The sequence below is a fragment of the Streptomyces sp. NPDC059649 genome (assembly GCF_042734445.1).
Lineage (GTDB): Bacteria > Actinomycetota > Actinomycetes > Streptomycetales > Streptomycetaceae > Streptomyces.
The window spans coordinates 1-17,782 of record NZ_JBHWDV010000034.1 but is presented as its reverse complement, the minus strand read 5'-3'; the positions used below and the strand labels follow the sequence as shown (position 1 = coordinate 17,782).

Annotated in this window: 17 protein-coding genes; 9 read left to right on the top strand and 8 right to left on the bottom strand. The window is 70.5% G+C overall.

The genetic code is table 11. The annotated features are described in order from the left end of the window. Positions 1-9 precede the first annotated feature (9 nt). The 4 genes from ACFV1J_RS28290 to ACFV1J_RS28275 form a co-directional block, all read right to left on the bottom strand. The gene (locus tag ACFV1J_RS28290; protein ID WP_385862680.1) at positions 10-1,920 is read right to left on the bottom strand and encodes a DNA/RNA helicase domain-containing protein; all 1,911 of its coding nucleotides are present in this window, start codon (positions 1,918-1,920) and stop codon (positions 10-12) included. 145 nt (positions 1,921-2,065) lie between these two features. Further along, entirely contained in the window at positions 2,066-3,223 is a 1,158-nt protein-coding gene (locus tag ACFV1J_RS28285; RefSeq protein ID WP_385862679.1) for a hypothetical protein, read from the bottom strand. Positions 3,224-3,438: 215 nt separating this feature from the next. Further along, the gene (locus tag ACFV1J_RS28280) at positions 3,439-4,725 is read right to left on the bottom strand and encodes a cytochrome P450 (protein ID WP_385862677.1); all 1,287 of its coding nucleotides are present in this window, start codon (positions 4,723-4,725) and stop codon (positions 3,439-3,441) included. 426 nt (positions 4,726-5,151) lie between these two features. Next, the gene (locus ACFV1J_RS28275; protein ID WP_385862675.1) at positions 5,152-5,607 is read right to left on the bottom strand and encodes a nuclear transport factor 2 family protein; all 456 of its coding nucleotides are present in this window, start codon (positions 5,605-5,607) and stop codon (positions 5,152-5,154) included. A 616-nt stretch (positions 5,608-6,223) separates the two neighbouring features. Between ACFV1J_RS28275 and ACFV1J_RS28270 the strand changes: the two genes are divergently transcribed. The 5 genes from ACFV1J_RS28270 to ACFV1J_RS28250 all read left to right on the top strand — a co-directional run bounded on the left by ACFV1J_RS28270 (position 6,224) and on the right by ACFV1J_RS28250 (position 11,101). Next, positions 6,224-6,568 (top strand): hypothetical protein, encoded by a 345-nt coding sequence (locus ACFV1J_RS28270; RefSeq protein ID WP_385862674.1) that lies wholly within the window; start codon positions 6,224-6,226, stop codon positions 6,566-6,568. A gap of 143 nt (positions 6,569-6,711) precedes the next feature. After that, on the top strand, positions 6,712-8,175 hold the full coding sequence (locus ACFV1J_RS28265) for an FtsW/RodA/SpoVE family cell cycle protein (protein WP_385862672.1): 1,464 nt from the start codon (positions 6,712-6,714) through the stop codon (positions 8,173-8,175). Continuing rightward, positions 8,172-9,626, top strand: a complete 1,455-nt coding sequence (locus tag ACFV1J_RS28260) for a penicillin-binding transpeptidase domain-containing protein (protein ID WP_385862669.1) — start codon at positions 8,172-8,174, stop codon at positions 9,624-9,626. Before ACFV1J_RS28265 ends, ACFV1J_RS28260 begins: the two co-directional genes overlap by 4 nt. Before the next feature lie 67 nt (positions 9,627-9,693). Further along, positions 9,694-10,179: an HD domain-containing protein gene (locus tag ACFV1J_RS28255; RefSeq protein ID WP_385862666.1), complete on the top strand. Its 486-nt coding sequence runs from the start codon at positions 9,694-9,696 to the stop codon at positions 10,177-10,179. A gap of 91 nt (positions 10,180-10,270) precedes the next feature. Then, positions 10,271-11,101 carry an ABC transporter ATP-binding protein gene (locus tag ACFV1J_RS28250; protein ID WP_385862664.1) on the top strand — a complete coding sequence of 277 codons (831 nt, stop codon included), beginning with the start codon at positions 10,271-10,273 and terminating at the stop codon, positions 11,099-11,101. A gap of 109 nt (positions 11,102-11,210) precedes the next feature. Here ACFV1J_RS28250 and ACFV1J_RS28245 read toward each other — a convergent pair whose 3' ends face one another. Beyond that, positions 11,211-11,675 carry a MarR family winged helix-turn-helix transcriptional regulator gene (locus tag ACFV1J_RS28245; protein ID WP_385862663.1) on the bottom strand — a complete coding sequence of 155 codons (465 nt, stop codon included), beginning with the start codon at positions 11,673-11,675 and terminating at the stop codon, positions 11,211-11,213. A 91-nt stretch (positions 11,676-11,766) separates the two neighbouring features. Here ACFV1J_RS28245 and ACFV1J_RS28240 point away from each other — a divergent pair, with 91 nt between their 5' ends. Further along, positions 11,767-12,696: an alpha/beta fold hydrolase gene (locus ACFV1J_RS28240; protein WP_385862661.1), complete on the top strand. Its 930-nt coding sequence runs from the start codon at positions 11,767-11,769 to the stop codon at positions 12,694-12,696. On the opposite strand, the gene ACFV1J_RS28235 is transcribed toward ACFV1J_RS28240, so the two are convergent. Together ACFV1J_RS28235 and ACFV1J_RS28230 are read right to left on the bottom strand one after the other, a co-directional pair. Continuing rightward, a complete protein-coding gene (locus ACFV1J_RS28235; RefSeq protein ID WP_385862659.1) occupies positions 12,608-13,534 on the bottom strand; it encodes an ADP-ribosylglycohydrolase family protein in 927 nt (308 codons plus the stop codon). The genes ACFV1J_RS28240 and ACFV1J_RS28235 overlap by 89 nt on opposite strands. Positions 13,535-13,580: 46 nt before the next feature. Beyond that, the gene (locus tag ACFV1J_RS28230) at positions 13,581-14,690 is read right to left on the bottom strand and encodes a ferritin-like domain-containing protein (RefSeq protein WP_385862657.1); all 1,110 of its coding nucleotides are present in this window, start codon (positions 14,688-14,690) and stop codon (positions 13,581-13,583) included. Between the two features lie 171 nt (positions 14,691-14,861). On the opposite strand from ACFV1J_RS28230, the gene ACFV1J_RS28225 reads away from it, so the two are divergent. The 3 genes from ACFV1J_RS28225 (at position 14,862) to ACFV1J_RS28215 (ending at position 16,882) form a co-directional block, all read left to right on the top strand. Then, complete coding sequence (locus ACFV1J_RS28225) at positions 14,862-15,809, top strand: diiron oxygenase (RefSeq protein ID WP_385862656.1); 948 nt, start codon at positions 14,862-14,864, stop codon at positions 15,807-15,809. Positions 15,810-15,883: 74 nt separating this feature from the next. After that, complete coding sequence (locus ACFV1J_RS28220; protein WP_385862654.1) at positions 15,884-16,624, top strand: TetR/AcrR family transcriptional regulator; 741 nt, start codon at positions 15,884-15,886, stop codon at positions 16,622-16,624. A gap of 36 nt (positions 16,625-16,660) precedes the next feature. Beyond that, positions 16,661-16,882, top strand: a complete 222-nt coding sequence (locus ACFV1J_RS28215) for a hypothetical protein (protein WP_385862653.1) — start codon at positions 16,661-16,663, stop codon at positions 16,880-16,882. A gap of 258 nt (positions 16,883-17,140) precedes the next feature. Here ACFV1J_RS28215 and ACFV1J_RS28210 read toward each other — a convergent pair whose 3' ends face one another. Beyond that, a complete protein-coding gene (locus ACFV1J_RS28210; RefSeq protein WP_385862652.1) occupies positions 17,141-17,626 on the bottom strand; it encodes a hypothetical protein in 486 nt (161 codons plus the stop codon). Between the last annotated feature and the right edge of the window lie 156 nt (positions 17,627-17,782).

Here is a 17,782-nt window from a genome sequence, read left to right as displayed (position 1 = left end):
ACCGACGCGCTACGCCGGCACGCGCCGACGAACGAGCTCGAACAGCTTGGCGCGCGTCTGGTCGTCCGGCGAGTACAGAATCGTGCCTGCCATGCCACGTGTCAGCAGCACCTTGTAGGTATTGCGGATCAACCGCGCCAGATCAGCCCGGGAGGCAGTGGCTGAGGACCGGCGACCGCGATGGTGATTCTTGATGGCCGGATCTTCGGAGGCCGTAGGGTCGACGATCCAGCCGCCGCTCCGCCACAGGAGATCGGGACCGAGGATGACCCCGCTCCAGTCGTACTCAAATCCCTGTGCCGTGTAGATACAACCGATCTGGCCGAACCCCGCCGGGTCGGTGGCCCACAGATCGGAAGGGGGATTACCCCCCGCTCCGGACGGGTCATTGACGTTCCAGGGCCGCTGCCACGGTCCGATGGTCACGTCGTTCACCAAGGTCCCGTCCTTGCGCGGGGGGCTCCACGGCCAGCAGAATCCCGCTGCCATCCGTGCAGTCATCCCTTGATCTCGTTTCGTCTGCAGAAACCTCTCCAGCTGTTCCGGGGACTCCGCGACGCACACATCAAAGCTCTCGTCCCCCAGCCACCGTTCCGGGCCGCCCGGTTCAAGGCCCAGGAGTTTGAGTACCCAGGTTTCATAGGAACGGCTTCCCCCGCACCGGAATTGTCCGTTCAAATCGACGTGCCGCACCGTAAGACCGCGATCGGCGGCAGCCTTTTCGATGGCCTCGACGGTTCCCGTCTCGCCGGGCCGCACCACCTGGTGCTGATCCAGCAGAAACACCGGCACTTGGGCCGCATCGAGGACTTCCTCGATCTGCCGACGCACTGCCCACTTGCTGCCGGCAGGAGCCCCGTTGGAGGTCTCCCGCAGTCGATGGGCCTCGTCAAGAATCAGAACCTCAAGATCATTCGGTCGGGCCCGGTCGAAGCTGTTGAAATATGTGAAGAGCTTCGCGACCCCGTGACGCTCCCCGGATACCATCTTGTGCAACGTCTTGGTGAAGGATTTCGAACCGGTGGCGTGTGCGACCCGCCGCTGGTGACGCAGCAGATGCCCCATGAGGGAGAGCGCGATCACGCTCTTCCCGCTTCCTGGGCCGCCCGTGATGAGTACGACCTCCTTTCCGCCCAATCCCTCGTTCCGCACCTTCTCCAAGGTCCTCAGCGTGAGCGAGAACGCCTTCTGCTGGTCCCCCAACAGTCGGAAATGCTCACGTCTCATCACCTGGTCAGCGGCAACCTCCATCAACTTCAGAGCAGGTGAGTGCCGGCTCTGCAGAAGGGCGTCACCTGCCCTACGCTCCGGATCGGCCTGAATTCTTTCACGAAGAAAGCCGGCGAACTCATCTCGTGTCGTGGCGGTGAACAGGCGTCCGCCCGCGACGGAGGTGGCCAGCAGATCGGACACGTCCGCAGATTTCGCATTGTGCAGAAATGCCGCTGCGTCCACCCGTTCCGGGCCGCCGTCGAATATCTGGGTGAGATCAACGAGGTACTCGCGGTAACGACCGACTTGGGATACCGGATGCAGCAAGGCGCGTCGCGGTCGAATTCCCGGGACGTCGCAAAGATCATTTGAGCCCGGAATCATCCGTGCGGCACTCCACTGTTTCAGCTCCACCACCACGTAGGAGGGTTCGCCGCTGACCGGGTGAACACCGGCGAGAACCGCGTCGGCGCGCAGGCTGCACATGGGTAACCGGTATTCGATCAACATCTCCACATCACCGAGCCGTGCACTGACCAGCAGCTGCGCCAGGGCGGCAAGGCTCTCGCGCCATGACCGGACTTCGGCCTCGGAGGGCGGCTTGCGATAGGTGAAGAAGTACTCGTTCTCCAGCGACTCGACATAAGGCCGGTGCACAGATTTCGCTTCTTCTGCCAATGATCCGGCAGAAACGCGCAGCAGCGTCACGGTGGTCCCCCAGAGCACACGAGCTACCTCGTGCGGGTGGGGGCATTTCCTGCAGCGGAAGCCCGTCGGGCCGCATCCCAACGGAGCCAACTCTAGTCTTACCGACTCCAGGACGAACAGGCAGGGCGAACATCGGCGTGCACCATCAGCGAAACTCCTTGTCCAGCTCGATGTGCTGAACCGGTATCCGCATCGCCTCCGCCGTCTTGTGTGTCAGGGACTCTCCGCGGCGGATGTCGAATAGTGAAGTGTCGTCCGAATCGACGACGAATACCGGCACCCGCGACGATCGGATCGCTGCCGCCACCATGGCACTGCTGCCGTCCACTCCTTCGAAGACGTGGTCCCGGCCGGCCGGGCTCCGCCACCGGGCTGCTTCGCAGAACATCACGTCGCACGCCACCGGCTCGGTCAGGGCCTCTCCGGTCCGGACCTGCGTGGCATATCCGGCGTCCGCAAGCTGCCGGGCCACACCGGAGACCAATCGCTTCCGATCGGCTTCAGTCATTCCGCTCACCAGTAACACGCGCTTCTTATCTGCTGCGCAGGCCGCTCTCACGGCGTTGAGGAGGAACTGCTCAGCCGCCCTGACATCGGAGAGGACCCGGAACTCATGCCAGCCCGGCACCCCGCCGTCCTGCAGCCCGTCGAGCTGAACCGACAGCTCTCCCGCCACGAACCTGTCGGCTGCCACACGCCCTGGCTCAGGTCCAAGCTGTGCGCGCAGCAAGGCAATCAGCGCACCGCGCGAATCGCGGGTGAATATATGAGACAACCGCGTCCGCCGGTACGTCAGCAGGTCGGCCACGTCATGTTCGGCGGCGTTGTGCAGGTAGGCGAGGCCCGTCAGCCGATCGGGACCCGTCACGACATGACGCGTCCGGAGAAGTTCGCGGCAGAATACGGCAGTCTGTTCAGCAGGGTGCTTCTTGGGCTTTCCGGAGAGGTTCTCGACATGGAAGCGCCCCTCCTTGTCGGCAGCCGACGTGACCCTCCTCCACTGCTTGAGCTCGGTAACGACATAGGACGGCTCACGCTTGCGTGGATGCACTCCGGCCAGTACCACGTCCGCTGCCGTTTCCACTCCCGGAAGTTCGTATTCGACCATCATCTCGACACCGCCGAGTCCGGCTTCGATCAGGTCGCGGGCCAACGCGGGGAGGCTCAGTGCCCAAGCTCGGGCCTCGCCGTCGCTCGCCGGTTTCCTCGCCTGCCGCTGCTCGGCGGCCCGCAACTCCGCGACGAGTGCGCCTCGCCTGTGCAGCGCCTGCAGTTCCTCGGCCGACCGCCTGACAAGGAACACGGCGCCTCCTGAAGCTCAACAGCGAACGCAACGCAGCGCGACGGCTCGGAGCGCGCCGGTGAGCGGCGCACGAGCCAGGACGGTGATCTGCGTCCACCTGTCTACCTCGCATCAGGGCAGATACGGACGCAGTCGGAGTCGTGCACACGGGGCTCTCGGCCCGAGTGCCGAGTGCCCGGCCCTGATCCCCTGGTAAGGGACATGGGCCGGAAGCGTCAGCCGTTCAAGTGGACCGGGAGGGATTCCAGGCCGTAGACGATGGAGAGTTTGCGGAAGTCGAGGGTTTCGGGGGTGGTGGCCAGGCGCATGTGGGGGAAGCGGCGGGCCAGGGCCGGGTAGGCGGTGCGGAGTTCCATGCGGGCCAGTTCGGCGCCTACGCAGCGGTGGATGCCGTAGCCGAAGGCCAGGTGGGAGGGGACGTTGCGGGACGGGTCGAAGATTTCCATCTCCGGGCCGAGCTTGCCGTCGCGGTCGGCGCCGCTGAGGGAGCAGAGGACGACGTCGCCGGCGGCGATCTGGACACCGCCGATTTCCAGGTCCTCGCGGGCGAAACGCGGGAAGGCGACCTGGACGACGGTGAGATAGCGCAGGAGTTCCTCGACGTAGCGGTCGACCGCGTCGTCGCCGTCGTTGAGGGCGGCGAAGTGCTTCGGGTCCTGGAGGAGGACCAGGGCGCCGAGCGCCAGCATGCTGGCGGTGGTTTCGAAGCCGCCGGTGAGGACGCCGTCGGCCAGGCCCGCGAGTTCTTCGTCGCTGACCGTGTCGCCGTGTTCCTTGACGATCATGCCGAGGAGACCGTCGCCCGGGTTTTCCCGCTGCTTCTTGACGATGTCCCGGAAATACGAGAGAGATTCGGATATGGCGCCGAAGGACGCGTTCGCTCCGCTGAAAAGGTCGAAGCGGGCGGCGCTGAGCCGCTCGAAGTCCTCGCGGTCCTCGTAAGGAACACCGAGGAGTTCGCAGATGACGAGGGACGGAATGGGCAGCGCGAAGGCGTGGACGATGTCGACCGGGTCGCCGTTTTTGCCCGCGGCTTCCATCGCGTCGAGGCGCTCTTCGACGATCTCGTGGATGCGCGGGGTGAGCCGGCCGAGGCGGCGCATGGTGAATTCCGGTGTGAGCAGGCGGCGGAGACGGGTGTGGACCGGCGGGTCCGCGAATCCCAGGCCGCCCGGGTTCTGTTCGGCACCGGCTCCCGCCTTGCCGACGAGGTTGGTGAAGTCCGAGCTGAAGGCGTTGGCCTTTCCGAGCACGGCCTTGACCTCGTCGTAGCCCGTCACCAGCCACACGTTGGCGGCTATCGGCACCGGGAGCTTGCTGATGGGCTCGCGTTCACGGACGGCCGCCAAATCGCCCACAGGGTCGAGCCCCTCACGCCGCAGGGGCATCAGGACGGACTCGGGCAAGAAAGACATTCGAGACAGGTCGAATCCCTTCTTGCGCGTTCTCGACAGATACATACGGCCGGCCCAGGCGATGATCCGGGAACGGAGAGTCGTCATGACGCTAATACTGCCTTTCGTCGAGGGGGACGGTCACCCGCGCGCCCGGCCGCACAGGGCGGCCGTAGCAGCGCGGACCCTCCACTCGGCGTGCTCGGAGGTGACGTACGCCATAGCCCCTCGCTCGCGGCGGTCATGGCGCGGGTCCATGCCGTCGACCGGTGTCTTCGGTCGTCCGCTTCAGCGTGACGAGCTCGGCCTTCTGCTTTTCGGTCTGTTCGTTCGAGAGGAGTTTACAAACTGTCATTGGGTGCGTTCGCGGAACAACCCGGGAAACCCCTGGGAGGACCCTGATGAGCCCCTGAGAGACCCCTGAGAGATCCCTGAGAGATGCCCGAGAGAACCTTGGGGGCGGTGATTCTTGCCTCGGGGCGGGCCGGGTGGGGTGGGGTGTGCGACCCGCGAGGGCCGGCCCCGGCCTGAGGCTCAGGTGCCGCCTCCGTCCCGGTGTTGGGCCTCGCTCCCGCCCTCCTTCGAGTCCCCCTCCGCGCCCTCCTCCGTGTCCTGGCGGACTTCCATGTGGGCCACCTTGCCGTCGCGGAAGGCGTAGACGTGATGGAGGGTGGTGTCGGACCAGTGGTCGCCGGTGGCGTCCCGCAGGCCGGGGCGTACGCGGACGGCGATGCGGCCGTCAGGCTCCGCGGTCAGGCCCTCCATCCGTACGAGGGGGTGGGCGACGGCGAACTGACGCCTCCAGTAGGCGAGGACGGCGTCGATGCCGTGCAGGCGCGTTCCTTCGGCGACGTTCGGCCAGTCGACGTCCGGGTGGAATGCGATGCGGGTCAAGTCGTCGACCTGCTGGGTGTTGAAGAGCTCGTACATGCGGCGGAGCAGTTTCGCCTCGGCGGCGGGGACCGTTGTTCTCGGGTCTTCGGTTGACATGGGGGAAGCCAAGCGGATGGGGGGTCATTGGCCAATGAATTTCGCCGCCGGCGGTTCGCCGGTGTTCGTCAAGCGTTTGTCGGTCGGCGTCGGTGTTCGTCGGTCTGCGTCGATGTTCGCCGGTCGGCGTCGGCCTTCTTCGGCCTTCATCGGTGTTGGTAGAGGTGGGGCGGTTTTCCTGCGCGGCTGGCGTGCGGGGCTTTTGTTGGGGGCGGAGGAGCGATGGGGAGGCATTTACGCTACGTAGCGTGAGCGGTTGCGGACGCTATGGGGTCTCCTTAGCGTGAAGGGGAGGTTCTCGGGTTCTTGCTCGGGGAGGTTCGCGGGACCTTCGGGGCTCGGCCCGGGGGCTTGGGGAGGGCTTGCTCGGATCCGCTCGGGGTCTTTTCTCCGTGGGAGGAAGCGCATGTTTCCGCAGCGTTCGCAGGCAGGGCAGTCGCATTCACGGCACTCGCATTCACCGCATTCGCCTTCATCGCATTCGCCCTCATGGCACTCGCCCTCACGGCACCCAGCCGCACGGCACCCGCATTCGCGGCGCTCGCATTCAGGGCGCTCGCATTCATGGCATTCGCCTTCAGGGCATTCGCCGTCGTGGCGGAGGAAGGCCTGCCGGATGGGGCTCTGGGTCGTTTCCGGTGCGCTGTGCGGAGCCGTCGTGGCAGGACCGGCGGCGCTGGCGGAACCGGCCGCGGCCGCCCCGGGTGACTCCCCCGGTAGCCCGGCCCGGCCCACGGGACGGGTGGTGGCCAAGGAGGGGCTGGTGGTCCGTACCGGGCCCAGCAACGACTACCGGCCGGTCGGATCGAAGCGGTACGGGACCGTGGTGGGGATCGTCTGCCAGCTCAACGGGCAGCCCGTCAAGGGGAACCCGGTCTGGTACAGGCTCAGCGACGCCTCGTACGCCTGGTCTTCGGAGCGCGGGATCGTGAGCGAGGGGGCGGAGCCCCGCTGGTGCTGATCGACGGCACCGCTCCGGACGACGGAGCCTCCGCCCGGACTTAGGGCGCCACTCCACACCCCCCGCCCCCGGACGTGCGGACCCCCCGGCCGCCGCATCCGACATAACGGAAATATCGGCCACTGCTTGCTACGTTTCCAGGCATGACGGCGAGGGCAAGGGCGGCCGCCACCGGACGGCATCCGGCGGGTCCTTCCCCCGCCCTGCCGCCGTGTGCCAAGCAGCGCGGCGTCGAACTGGCCCTCCTCGTGGGCGCCGTGCTGATCAGCGTCTGCGGGTACGTCGTCGTCGGGCTGGCCCGTTGGCATGCGGTGCCGGGCGGTGCGGTCCGGTACGGCGCGGGGCTCGGCGGGCTGGCGCTGCTCGCGCATCTCGTCGTGCGCTTCCGCGCGCCGTACGCCGATCCCCTGCTGCTGCCCACGGCCGTGCTGCTGAACGGGCTCGGGCTGGTGCTGATCTTCCGGCTCGATCTGGAGACGCCCGGGGACCGGGCCGCGCCCGCCCAGCTGATGTGGTCGACGGTCGGGGTGGCGCTGTGCATCGCGGTGGTGCTGCTGCTGCGCGACCACCGCGTGCTGCAGCGGTACGCGTATGTGTGCGCGGCGCTCGCGCTGCTGCTGATGGTCGCGCCGATCCTGTTCCCCGCCGTCAACGGGGCGAAGATCTGGATCCGGCTGGCCGGGTTCTCGCTGCAGCCCGGTGAGTTCGCCAAGGTGCTGATCACCGTGTTCTTCGCGGCGTACCTGGCCGCCAACGGCGGGGCGCTGGCGCACACCGGCCGGACGGTGGGGCGGCTGCGGCTCCCGGCCGGGCGGGTGCTGGGGCCGGTCGTGGCGGTCTGGCTGATCAGCGTGGCGGTGCTGGTCCTCGAACGTGATCTGGGCACCTCGCTGCTGTTCTTCGGGATCTTCGTGGTGCTGCTGTACGTGGCGACCGGGCGGACCGGCTGGATCGCGGTCGGGCTGCTGCTGGCGGCCGTCGGGGCGGCCGCGGTGGGGACGTTGGAACCGCATGTGCACAGCCGGGTCGAGGACTGGCAGCATCCGTTCGCCGGGATCGCGGCCGGGAAGGGGGCCGGGCAGCTCGCCCAGTCGCTGTTCGCGTTCGCCGCGGGCGGGATGTTCGGCACCGGGCTCGGCCAGGGCCACTCGTATCTGATCGGCTTCGCCATGAAGTCCGACTTCATCCTGGCGACGTGCGGCGAGGAGCTCGGGCTGGCCGGACTGTCGGCGCTGTTCGTGCTGTACGCGCTGTTGGTGGGCCGCGGTTACCGGGCCGCGCTGGGGCAGCCCGATCCGTTCGGCAGCCTGCTGGCCGTGGGGCTGGCGGCGCTGCCGGCGATCCAGGTGTTCGTCATCGCGGGCGGGGTGATGGGGCTGATTCCGCTGACCGGGATGGCGATGCCGTTCCTCGCCCAGGGCGGCTCGTCGGTGGTCACGAACTGGATCATCGTCGCGCTGCTGCTGAAGGTCAGCGACCGGGCGCGGGCGCCGCGGCCGGCGGGGCGGCAGCCGGCCGGGGGCGGAAGCTGGGTGGCGGGGTACCTGACGCCGGTGCGGGCCCGGGACGCGGCCGGTGGCGCGCCCGCCCCGGAGGCCGGGCGTTGATCCGCGGTATCCGGCACACCGCCGCGTTCTCCTTCCTGCTCCTCGTCGCGCTGCTGGTCAACGCCGCCCGGGTGCAGGTCTACGAAGCCGAGAGCTACGGCGCCAGCCCGGCCAACCGGCGGACGGCGATCGCCCGGTACGCACAGCCGCGGGGCGCCGTCCTCGTCGCGGACCGGCCGGTGACCGGTTCGCGGGACAGCGGCGGGCGGCTGCGCTACGAGCGCACGTACGTGGACGGGCCGCTGTACGCACCGGTCACCGGCTACTCCTCGCAGACCTACGGGACCTCGCTGCTGGAGCGCGCCGAGGACGCCGTGCTCGCCGGCACCGACCCGCGGCTCGCCGCCTTCCCCTGGTGGGACCGGCTGACCCGGACCCACCAGCCCGGCGGCCGGGTCCGCACCACCCTCGATCCGCGGATGCAGCGCGCCGCGTTCGCCGGGCTCGGCGGCCGGAAGGGCGCGGTGGTGGCGGTCGAGCCGCGCACCGGGCGGATCCTGGCGCTGGTCAGTTCGCCGTCGTACGAGCCGGGGGTGCTGTCCGGCAACGGGCCGTCGGTCGACGAGGCCTGGCGCCGGCTGAACGCCGCCGAGGACCGGCCGATGCTCAACCGGGCACTGGCGCAGACCTATCCGCCCGGTTCGACCTTCAAGGTCGTCACCGCGGCCGCCGCGCTGGAGAGCGGCCGGGTCACCGATATCGACGCGCCGACCGACTCGCCCGATCCGTACACCCTGCCCGGCACCGCCACCCGGCTCGGCAATGCCGCGAAGGACTGTGCCGACGCCTCGCTGAAGGAGGCGTTCCGGTACTCCTGCAACACCGTGTTCGCGCGGCTGGGGAACGCGGTCGGGCTGCGCGGGATGGCCGCGATGGCGCGGCGGTTCGGCTTCAACGACCGTCGGCTGTACGTCCCTTCGCCGGTCGCGCCCAGCCGCTTCGACACCCGCATGGATCCGGCGCAGCTCGCGCTGTCGGCCATCGGGCAGTACGACACCGCGGCCACCCCGCTCCAGATGGCGATGGTCGCGGCGACGGTCGCCAACGGGGGGCAGCTGTCGCCGCCGTACCTCGTCGACGAGGTGACCGACGCGGACGGGGTGATGGTCGCGGCCGGTCCGCACCGGCCCACCCGCCAGGTCCTCGACCCGGCCACCGCCGAGCAGCTCCAGGAGATGATGGTCGACGTGGTCGCGCACGGCAGCGGGCGGCCCGCCGCCGTCAAGGGCCTCACCGTCGGCGGCAAGACGGGCACCGCCCAGCACGGGGTGCACAACGAGGGCACGCCGTACGCCTGGTTCATCTCCTGGGCGCGGACCAAGGACACCTACGAACCGACGGTCGCGGTGGCGGTGGTCGTCGAGGACGCGGCGGCCGAGCGTGCGGACATCAGCGGCGGGGGCCAGGCGGCGCCGATCGCCCGGGCGGTGATGGCGGCGGCGGCACGGTGAACCACGGACCGCAGACCGCAGACCGCAGACCGCAGACCGCAGTGACTGCCGGGGTCACAATGGCCGTATGGCTGACGCGACTCCCTCCCCCTCTCCCTCCTCCCCGTCCCGGCCCCCGCTGTCGCTCGCCGAAGTGGAGGCGCTGGCCCGCCGTGCGCACGAGGGGCAGACCGACAAGGCGGGGCGCCCGTATGCCGAGCATCTGGCCGCGGTGGCCGCGGGCGTACGCGAACGGGGTGGCAGCGACGAGCAGATCGCGGCGGCCTGGCTGCACGACGCGGTCGAGGACGCGGCGCTGAGCGAGGAGTGGCTGGCCGGTGCGGCGCTGACCGGGGCGACCAAGGCGATGGTGCGGGCGGTCACCAAGCGGCCGGGCGAGCCGGTCGAGGAGTACACCGCGCGCATCCTGGCCACGCCCGGTGCGCTGCTGGTCAAGGAGGCGGACCTGGCGCACAACGCCGATCCGGCCCGGCTGGCCGTCCTGGACGCTCCGACCCGGGAGCGGCTGACCGCGAAGTACGCCCGGGTGCGGGGGCTGTTGGGCCTGGTCTGAACGCGTGGGCTCGACCTCGCCGGCTCGCGCTGCCCGGTCCACACCCCGGACGCCCGCACAAAAAGGTGGTGTGCACAGCTAGTCTGCGGCGATGACTCCCACCCAGCCTTCGGACCCCGCGGCCCCGCGGGCGGCGCGCGTGATCGCCGCCCTGGAGGGCGTCGGCGTCCGCCGCTACACCACCGGACAGATCATCCTCGACGGCATCGACTGGACCGTGCGGTCCGGTGAGCACTGGGCGCTGCTCGGCGCGAACGGTGCCGGCAAGACCACCGTGCTGCGGCTCATCGGTGCGCTGATGTTCCCGACGGTCGGCACCGTCGAGGTGCTCGGGCACCGGCTCGGCTCGGTGGACGTCCGGGAACTGCGGGCCGCGATCGGGCTGGTCTCCGGCGCCCAGAAGGTGCCGCAGGACGCCACCGGGCACACGGTGGTGCTGACCGGCGCGACCGGGACCGTGCAGCCGCTGTGGCGCAAGTACGACGAGGCCACCCGCGAGCGGGCCCACGCGCTCCTCGCCGAGCTGGACTGCAAGGAACTGGCGGACCGGCCGTACGGGGTGTGTTCGGGCGGGCAGCGGGCCCGGCTGCTGATCGCCCGGGCGCTGATGGCCGACCCGTCGCTGCTGCTGCTCGACGAGCCGTTCAACGCGCTGGACCTGCCGTCCCGCGAGGATCTGATCGATGCCCTGTACCGACTCGCCGCCGGGCGGCCGGAGTTGGCGACGGTGACGGTCACCCACCACCTGGAGGAGCTGTCCCCGGCCATCGGCCATGCGGTGCTGCTGCGGGACGGCCGGGTGCAGGCGCGCGGGCCGGTGGACGAGGTGCTGACCGGGGAGCGGATGACGGCCTGCTTCGGGCGCCCGATCGAGGTGTCCCGTCACGAGGGCCGCTGGCTGGCCCGCTCGGGCCGCCGCTAGACCGCACCCGGCGAGCCCGGCGGACCGCGAGCCCAGCAGCCCGTGGGCCCGGCGGACCGCGAGCCCGGCTTCCCGGCCGGCGAACCCCTGACGGGCCGGGCCTCCCCCGCTAGCGGGCCGGCTCCTCCCCCGCCGCCGCCTCGCGCACGCCGTCCAGGAACCGCCGGATCGCGTCGCGTTCGCCGCTGTCGAAGGTGGCGAGCAGGGCGAGCGTGCGGTCGATCAGCGGGCCGAAGAACGACTGGCCCAGGGCGACCGCGCGCTCGTCCACCTCCAGCAGGACCCGGCGCCGGTCGTCGGTGTCCCGGACCCGGCGGATCAGGCCGAGCCGCTCCAGGCGGTCGATGAGCGCGGTGGTGCCGGCCGAGTTCAGGCCGAGGTGCGCGCCGAGCCGGCCGGGGGTCGAGGGGACACCGGCCCGGGCCGCGTCCAGCAGGCCGATCAGTGCCCGGAGGTCGGTGGGGTGCAGACCGTTGCGGCCGGCGAACTGTGCGCCCGCGAGGTCGAGTTGGAGGGTCACCTCGCGCAGCAGATGGATCAGCTCCATCCCCGCGGGTTCCTGTTGCGCCGTCATGCCGAACCGCCTTCCGTTTCCCGCACCGTATTCTAATATCTCGCTCATCGAGATACTTGGTGAACGAGACGATGCCCGAGAGGACGGCCGTATGGCAGCCACCGACCCCACCCGCCCCACCGCCTTTGCCGCCGCCTACGCGCAGGCCATGGCGCGCTGGCCGATCCCCGTGGAACGCCGCGAACTGCGCTCGGAGTTCGGCACCACCCGCGTCCACACCTGCGGGCTCGCCGACGGCCCGCCGGTGGTACTGCTGCACGGCGGCGGGGACACCTCGGCCGTCTGGTACGCGCTCGCCCCGGCGCTCGCCGGCACCCACCGCGTCTATGCGGTGGACCAGATGGGCACCCCGGGACTGAGCGTGCCCGGTGACCGCCCGGTGCGGCGGCCGGCGGACCTGATGGCCTGGCTCGACGGGGTGTGGGACGGCCTCGGGCTGGACTCGGCCACGCTGCTCGGGCACTCGTACGGCGGCTGGGTCGCGGCGACTTACGCGGCCCACGCGCCGCGGCGGGTGGGCCGGCTGGTGCTGCTCGATCCGACCGGGTGTTTCGCCCCCTACCGGCCGTCCTACCTGGCGCGGGCGGTGCCGCTGTTCGTACGGCCCGGGGAGCGGAGCACCCGCCGGTTCCTGGAGTGGGAGACCGGGGGCGCGCCGCCGGCGCCGGAGTTGGTGCGGCTGAAGGGCGTGGGCGCGGTCGCCTTCCGGGGCGCGAAGGTGGTGACGGGGCGGCGGCCCGACCTGGCCGGGCCGGCGGCGGCCGGGCTGCCGGCGCTGGTGGTACTGGCCGGGCGCAGCCGGGCGCACGACCTCCGGCGGGTCGCGGCCGGCGCCGCACGGGCGTTGCCGGGCGCGCGGATCGAGACGGTGGCGGGCGCCGCCCACCATTCCCTGCCGGAGAACGCCGACGGGGAACTCGCCCGGCGGGTGCTCAGTTTCCTGGCAGCGGCTCCCGGCGCGCCCGCCACTCCTCCGGCAGCCCCGCCACACCCGTACGGGCCGCCACCACACCGCCCGTGATGGCGCAGGTGGTGTCCACGTCACCGAAGCCGGCCGCGGTGGCCCAGAGAGCGGATTCCAGGTCGCCGCGGCCGGGGGCACCTCCCTGCTCCTTCAGGGCGTGGGAGTGGGCCGCGCACCACAGGGCGAAGGGGACGGTGTCGTCGGCGCGGATGCGCTGACCGCTGCCGAGGGCGGCGGCGGCCTGTTCGGGAGTGGTGCCGGGCGGCAGGGCGGCGGCGCGGAGCAGGCCCTGGCGGACCGGGCCGTCGGGGGTGCGGTCGGCGACGGTGGCGAGGGACGGCACCTCGCCGCGGGCGGAGAGCGCGGCCGCGACGGCCACCGCGATCGCGCCCGCGATGCCCTCGGGGTGGGCGTGGGTGACCCGGGCGGAGCGTGCGGCCTGTTCGGCGGCGCGGTCGAGGTCGTCGTGGAACCAGGCGCCGAGCGGAGCCACCCTCATGGCCGCGCCGTTGCCGAGGCTGCCCTCGCCGCCGAAGAGGAGCCCCGCCAGTTCCTCCCACTGGTCCGGGGTGGCGGCGACCCGGGGCAGCAGGGCGTGCATGCCGGAGCCGTAGCCGCGCCCGGGATCGGCCCGGTAGGTGGCGGCGAACCGCTCCGCGAGCGGCCGTTCCACCACCTCGCCGTACTCCTCCAGTACGGCGAGCAGGGCGAGCGCCATGGCGGTGTCGTCGGTCCAGTGCCAGTGCGGCTCGGGGGGCGGGGTGCGGTCCGCGATCAGCTGCCGGGCCTCGTCCGGGCGGCGGAAGATGCGGAAGAAGCGCTCCCCGAAGGCGTCGCCGTACGCCAGCCCTTCGAGGGCGGAGCGGGCGGACCGCCGGCGGTCGTCCGTGTCCATGCCGGGATCCTGCCACTCCGGTCCGGAGCCGTGGGCGCCGCCCCGGTCAGCCGTCCGCCTCGCCCTCCGCGATGGCCGCCGTGACCTCGGCCGTACGGGCCGCCTCCTCGGCGGCGAACCGCTCGGCGTCGAGTTTCTCGGCGAGTTCCTCGTCCTGGGCCATCAGCAGATCGAGGTTGGCGTCGCCCAGCTCGAAGACGCCGAGGTCCACATAGGCGCGCTGGAGCCGTTCGCCCCACAGCCCGATGTCCTTGACGCACGGGACGATCCGGCTGAACAGCAGTTTCCGGAAGAGGGCCAGGAATTCGGAGCGTTCGGTGAATTCGGCGGCCTCCTTGTGCGGAATGCCGAAGTTCTCCAGGACTTCGAGGCCGCGCAGCCGGTCGCGCATCAAATAGCAGCCCTCGATGACGAATTCCTCGCGTTCGCGCAGTTCGGCATCGGTGAGTTGCTTGTAGTAGTCGCGCAGCGCCATCCGGCCGAAGGCCACGTGGCGGGCCTCGTCCTGCATGACGTAGGCCAGGATCTGCTTGGGCAGCGGTTTGTCGGTGGTGTCGCGGATCATGCCGAAGGCGGCCAGCGCCAGGCCCTCGATCAGCACCTGCATGCCGAGGTAGGGCATGTCCCAGCGGGAATCCCCGAGGGTGTCGGCGAGCAGCGCCTGGAGATTGTCGTTGATCGGGTAGAGCATCCCGATCTTCTCCTGGAGGAACCGGCTGTATATCTCCGCGTGCCGGGCCTCGTCCATGGTCTGGGTCGCCGAATAGAACTTCGCGTCCAGGTCCGGGACGGATTCCACGATCCGGGCCGCGCAGACCATGGCGCCCTGTTCGCCGTGCAGGAACTGGCTGAACTGCCAGGCGGTGTAGTGCTGCCGCAGATCGCCGCGGTCCTTCTCGGTCATCTTGTCCCAGTACTTCGTGCCGTACAGGGACATCGACTCGTCAGGGGTGCCGAGCGGGTCCTTGGGGTCGACCTCCAGGTCCCAGTCGATCCGCAAGGTGGCGTCCCACTGCTTGTCCTTGCCCTTCTGGTAGAGCGCGAGCAGCCGGTCGCGCCCGTCGTCGTACTCCCAGTTGAACCGGGCCGCGCCGGTGGCCGGCACCGCCCACAGGTCGTCGCCAGGGTCGCGTACGTACAGGTCTCGGGTGGACACGGACGCCTCCTCCGCTCGCCAACCGCCATGCCATGGGCGGTCGTTGGCAGGCTCACACGTTTCTTACCGGCGGGTCAATAAGTCGTGCACGAGGGATTGACGAGCTTACTGACAAGCAGTCTCATAAGACCCGACCGCGGGTAACACGCCACTAGCGAGGTAGCCACAGCCATGACGAGCGCGCCCACCGCACTGACCGTGACGGACACCGAAGCCCTCCGGGACGCCCTCGGTCTGCTCAAGGACCGGGAACAGGTCGCCGAGCGACTGCTCGACTCCTCCGCCAAGCACTCCTTCGACCCCGACACCGAACTCGACTGGGACGCGCCCCTCGAAGAGGGCAAGTGGTTCTGGCCGCCGGAGCTGGTCTCGCTCTACGACACCCCCCTGTGGCGGAAGATGTCGCTGGAGCAGCAGCAGGACCTCGCCCGCCACGAAGCCGCCTCGCTCGCCTCACTGGGCATCTGGTTCGAGATCATCCTGATGCAGCTGCTGGTCCGGCACATCTACGACAAGCCGGTGACCAGCGCACACGTCCGCTATGCGCTCACCGAGATCGCCGACGAGTGCCGGCACTCCAAGATGTTCGCGCGGATGATCCAGCGCGGCGGGGCGCCCTCGTATCCGGTCTCGCGCCTCAACCACAACCTCGCCCGGATCCTCAAGACGGTCTCCACCACCCCCGGTTCGTTCGCCTGCACCCTGCTCGGCGAGGAGATCCTGGACTGGATGCAGCGGCTGACCTTCCCCGACGAGCGGGTGCAGACCCTGGTGCGCGGGGTGACCCGGATCCACGTCGTCGAGGAGGCCCGGCACGTCCGCTACGCCCGCGAGGAGCTGCGTCGCCAGATGGTCACCGCACCGCGCTGGGAGCGGGAGTTGACCCGCCTCAGCTGCGGCGAGGCGGCCCGGGTGTTCTCCGTCGCCTTCGTCAATCCGGACGTGTACCGCAATGTCGGGCTGGACAAGCGGGAGGCGGTCGCCCAGGTGAAGGCCAGCGGACACCGCCGCGAGGTGATGCAGTCCGGCGCCCAGCGGCTGACCGACTTCCTCGACGAGATCGGCGTACTGCGCGGTGTGGGCCGCCGACTGTGGCGCAGCTCGGGCCTGTTGGCCTGAAGCGGCCGCCCGCGGCGTCCGTTGGGGGCGAGCACCTGTACGAGCGGAAATCCGGGGCGGTTACGCTGCTGCCCATGAACGGCAGCGGCACCGCCCCAGTAGTACCCCGACCCGCCTACCGCAGGCTGAGCGTCGAGCAGCGCCGCAGCCAACTGCTCGCGGCGGCCCTCGGGCTGTTCGCCCAGCACGCGCCGGAGGACGTCTCGCTGGACGACGTGGCCACCGCCGCCCAGGTCTCGCGGCCGCTGGTCTACCGCTACTTCCCCGGCGGCAAGCAGCAGTTGTACGAGGCCGCGCTGCGCAGTGCCGCGGACATCCTGGAGCGTTGCTTCGCCGAGCCGGAGACCGGGCCGCTCACCCAGCGGCTGTCCCGTGCGCTGGACCGCTATCTGGCGTTCGTCGACGAGCACGACGCCGGTTTCAGCGCACTGCTCCAGGGCGGCAGCGTCGTGGAGACCTCCCGTACGACGGCGATCGTGGACGAGGTGCGGCGCGCCGCGGCCGACCAGATCCTGCGCCACCTGGGCGAGCCGGAACCGGGCCTGCGGCTGCGGATGACGGTCCGGATGTGGATCACCGCCGTCGAGGGCGCCTCGCTGATCTGGCTCGACGAGGGCAAGCGACCGCCGCTCGACGAGCTGCGCGACTGGCTGGTCGACCACTTCGTCGCCCTGCTCACCGCGACCGCGGCACGCGACCCGCAGACCGCACGGGTGACCCGGGGCGCGCTGCGGATGGAGGCCTCCGAAGGCCCGGCCGGCGATCTGGCCCGCCGCATCCTGCCGGTCGTGAGTGACGCCGCACACCTGCTGTGACCTGCACGGTGACCCGTGCGATGGGAGACTGGGGGCGTGCGAAGCGAGAACACGCCCTTCGTCGGCGGGCCTCTGGACGGCCGGGTGCTGCCCGTGCTGGTCGGGATGACCGGCCACCCGCCGAAGACCTACGAGATCCCGGTACCGAACGACGACGGGCGGCCCCCGACGGTGCATGTCTATCGACGGGTACCGGGGCGGGTGGGGCGCCTGGGACTGCCGCGGGGGTGGCAGTACGAGTACGCGGGTACGCGGTAGCTGCTTCCCCCCACATACTTGGCCGTCCCGCCGCGGGGCTCGCTCGCCGTTGCGCGCTTTGCGGCGCCCCGTACGTACCTGGCCGTCCCGCCGCGGGGCGTCTCGCCGTTGCTCCCCCACTGCCTAAAGGGCGTGGGAGGTACCCCCAGCGGCGGGCGTGGTGTTTTTGGGTGCGGTGACAGCCCTACAGACTTCGTCCTCCGGTCTGTCCCCTCCCGTTGGGGGTGGGAGAAGGCCGGTGGGGGTGGACGCCGTCCCTCACGTGTCCGCGGTGGGGCGCCGGGCCGGGCTCCACAGCCATGGGTGGTAGCGGCTCAGGCCCGCGATGTCGCCGCTGTGGGCCGCGGTGACCGCGGCGATGACGGGGACCATCAGCAGGACCAGCGCGATGGGCGCGTAACCGCCGTCGGTGGCCTCCGTGATGACGACCACCTCCCCCAGGTAGACCGTGCCGCCGGCCACCGCGGTCAGCAGCCCGCGCAGCACCGCGGACGTGCGGAGCCACCGCGGGACGACGAGCAGCAGTCCGCCGGTGACGACCCCGAGCAGCGCGCCCACGGCCAGGCTGCCGCCCACGGCGACGACGGCGCGCCACAGACCGGCGGCGAACTCGGCCGCCTCGGGCGGTGAGAACAGGGCACCGACCCCCACCATGCCGCTCAGAACGGCGAACGGGACGGCGTGGAAGACACCCACCCGCAGCCCGTAGCGCAGCCCCCTCCGCAGCGTCCCGTGTCGTTCCATGATCCGCCCCCGTCACTCGCCCTCCGAGCCGGGGCGCAGGCTGAACCTAGCCCACCCACCAACGCCCGCCCCCACCCACCGTCTTCCCTCCCCCCAACGGGAGGGGACGGGCCGGAGGGGCCGGTTGTGTGGACGTAAAGCGAAGCAGTCCACACA

What these genes read in the sequence shown, in the direction of transcription:
- ACFV1J_RS28250 (WP_385862664.1), top strand. Translation starts at nt 10,271, where the DNA reads ATGACTCCCACCCAGCCTTCGGACCCCGCGGCCCCGCGGGCGGCGCGC.
- ACFV1J_RS28235 (WP_385862659.1), bottom strand. Translation starts at nt 13,534, where the DNA reads ATGGACACGGACGACCGCCGGCGGTCCGCCCGCTCCGCCCTCGAAGGG.
- ACFV1J_RS28280 (WP_385862677.1), bottom strand. Translation starts at nt 4,725, where the DNA reads ATGACGACTCTCCGTTCCCGGATCATCGCCTGGGCCGGCCGTATGTAT.
- ACFV1J_RS28220 (WP_385862654.1), top strand. Translation starts at nt 15,884, where the DNA reads ATGAACGGCAGCGGCACCGCCCCAGTAGTACCCCGACCCGCCTACCGC.
- ACFV1J_RS28275 (WP_385862675.1), bottom strand. Translation starts at nt 5,607, where the DNA reads ATGTCAACCGAAGACCCGAGAACAACGGTCCCCGCCGCCGAGGCGAAA.
- ACFV1J_RS28225 (WP_385862656.1), top strand. Translation starts at nt 14,862, where the DNA reads ATGACGAGCGCGCCCACCGCACTGACCGTGACGGACACCGAAGCCCTC.
- ACFV1J_RS28265 (WP_385862672.1), top strand. Translation starts at nt 6,712, where the DNA reads ATGACGGCGAGGGCAAGGGCGGCCGCCACCGGACGGCATCCGGCGGGT.
- ACFV1J_RS28245 (WP_385862663.1), bottom strand. Translation starts at nt 11,675, where the DNA reads ATGACGGCGCAACAGGAACCCGCGGGGATGGAGCTGATCCATCTGCTG.
- ACFV1J_RS28270 (WP_385862674.1), top strand. Translation starts at nt 6,224, where the DNA reads ATGGGGCTCTGGGTCGTTTCCGGTGCGCTGTGCGGAGCCGTCGTGGCA.
- ACFV1J_RS28210 (WP_385862652.1), bottom strand. Translation starts at nt 17,626, where the DNA reads ATGGAACGACACGGGACGCTGCGGAGGGGGCTGCGCTACGGGCTGCGG.
- ACFV1J_RS28255 (WP_385862666.1), top strand. Translation starts at nt 9,694, where the DNA reads ATGGCTGACGCGACTCCCTCCCCCTCTCCCTCCTCCCCGTCCCGGCCC.
- ACFV1J_RS28240 (WP_385862661.1), top strand. Translation starts at nt 11,767, where the DNA reads ATGGCAGCCACCGACCCCACCCGCCCCACCGCCTTTGCCGCCGCCTAC.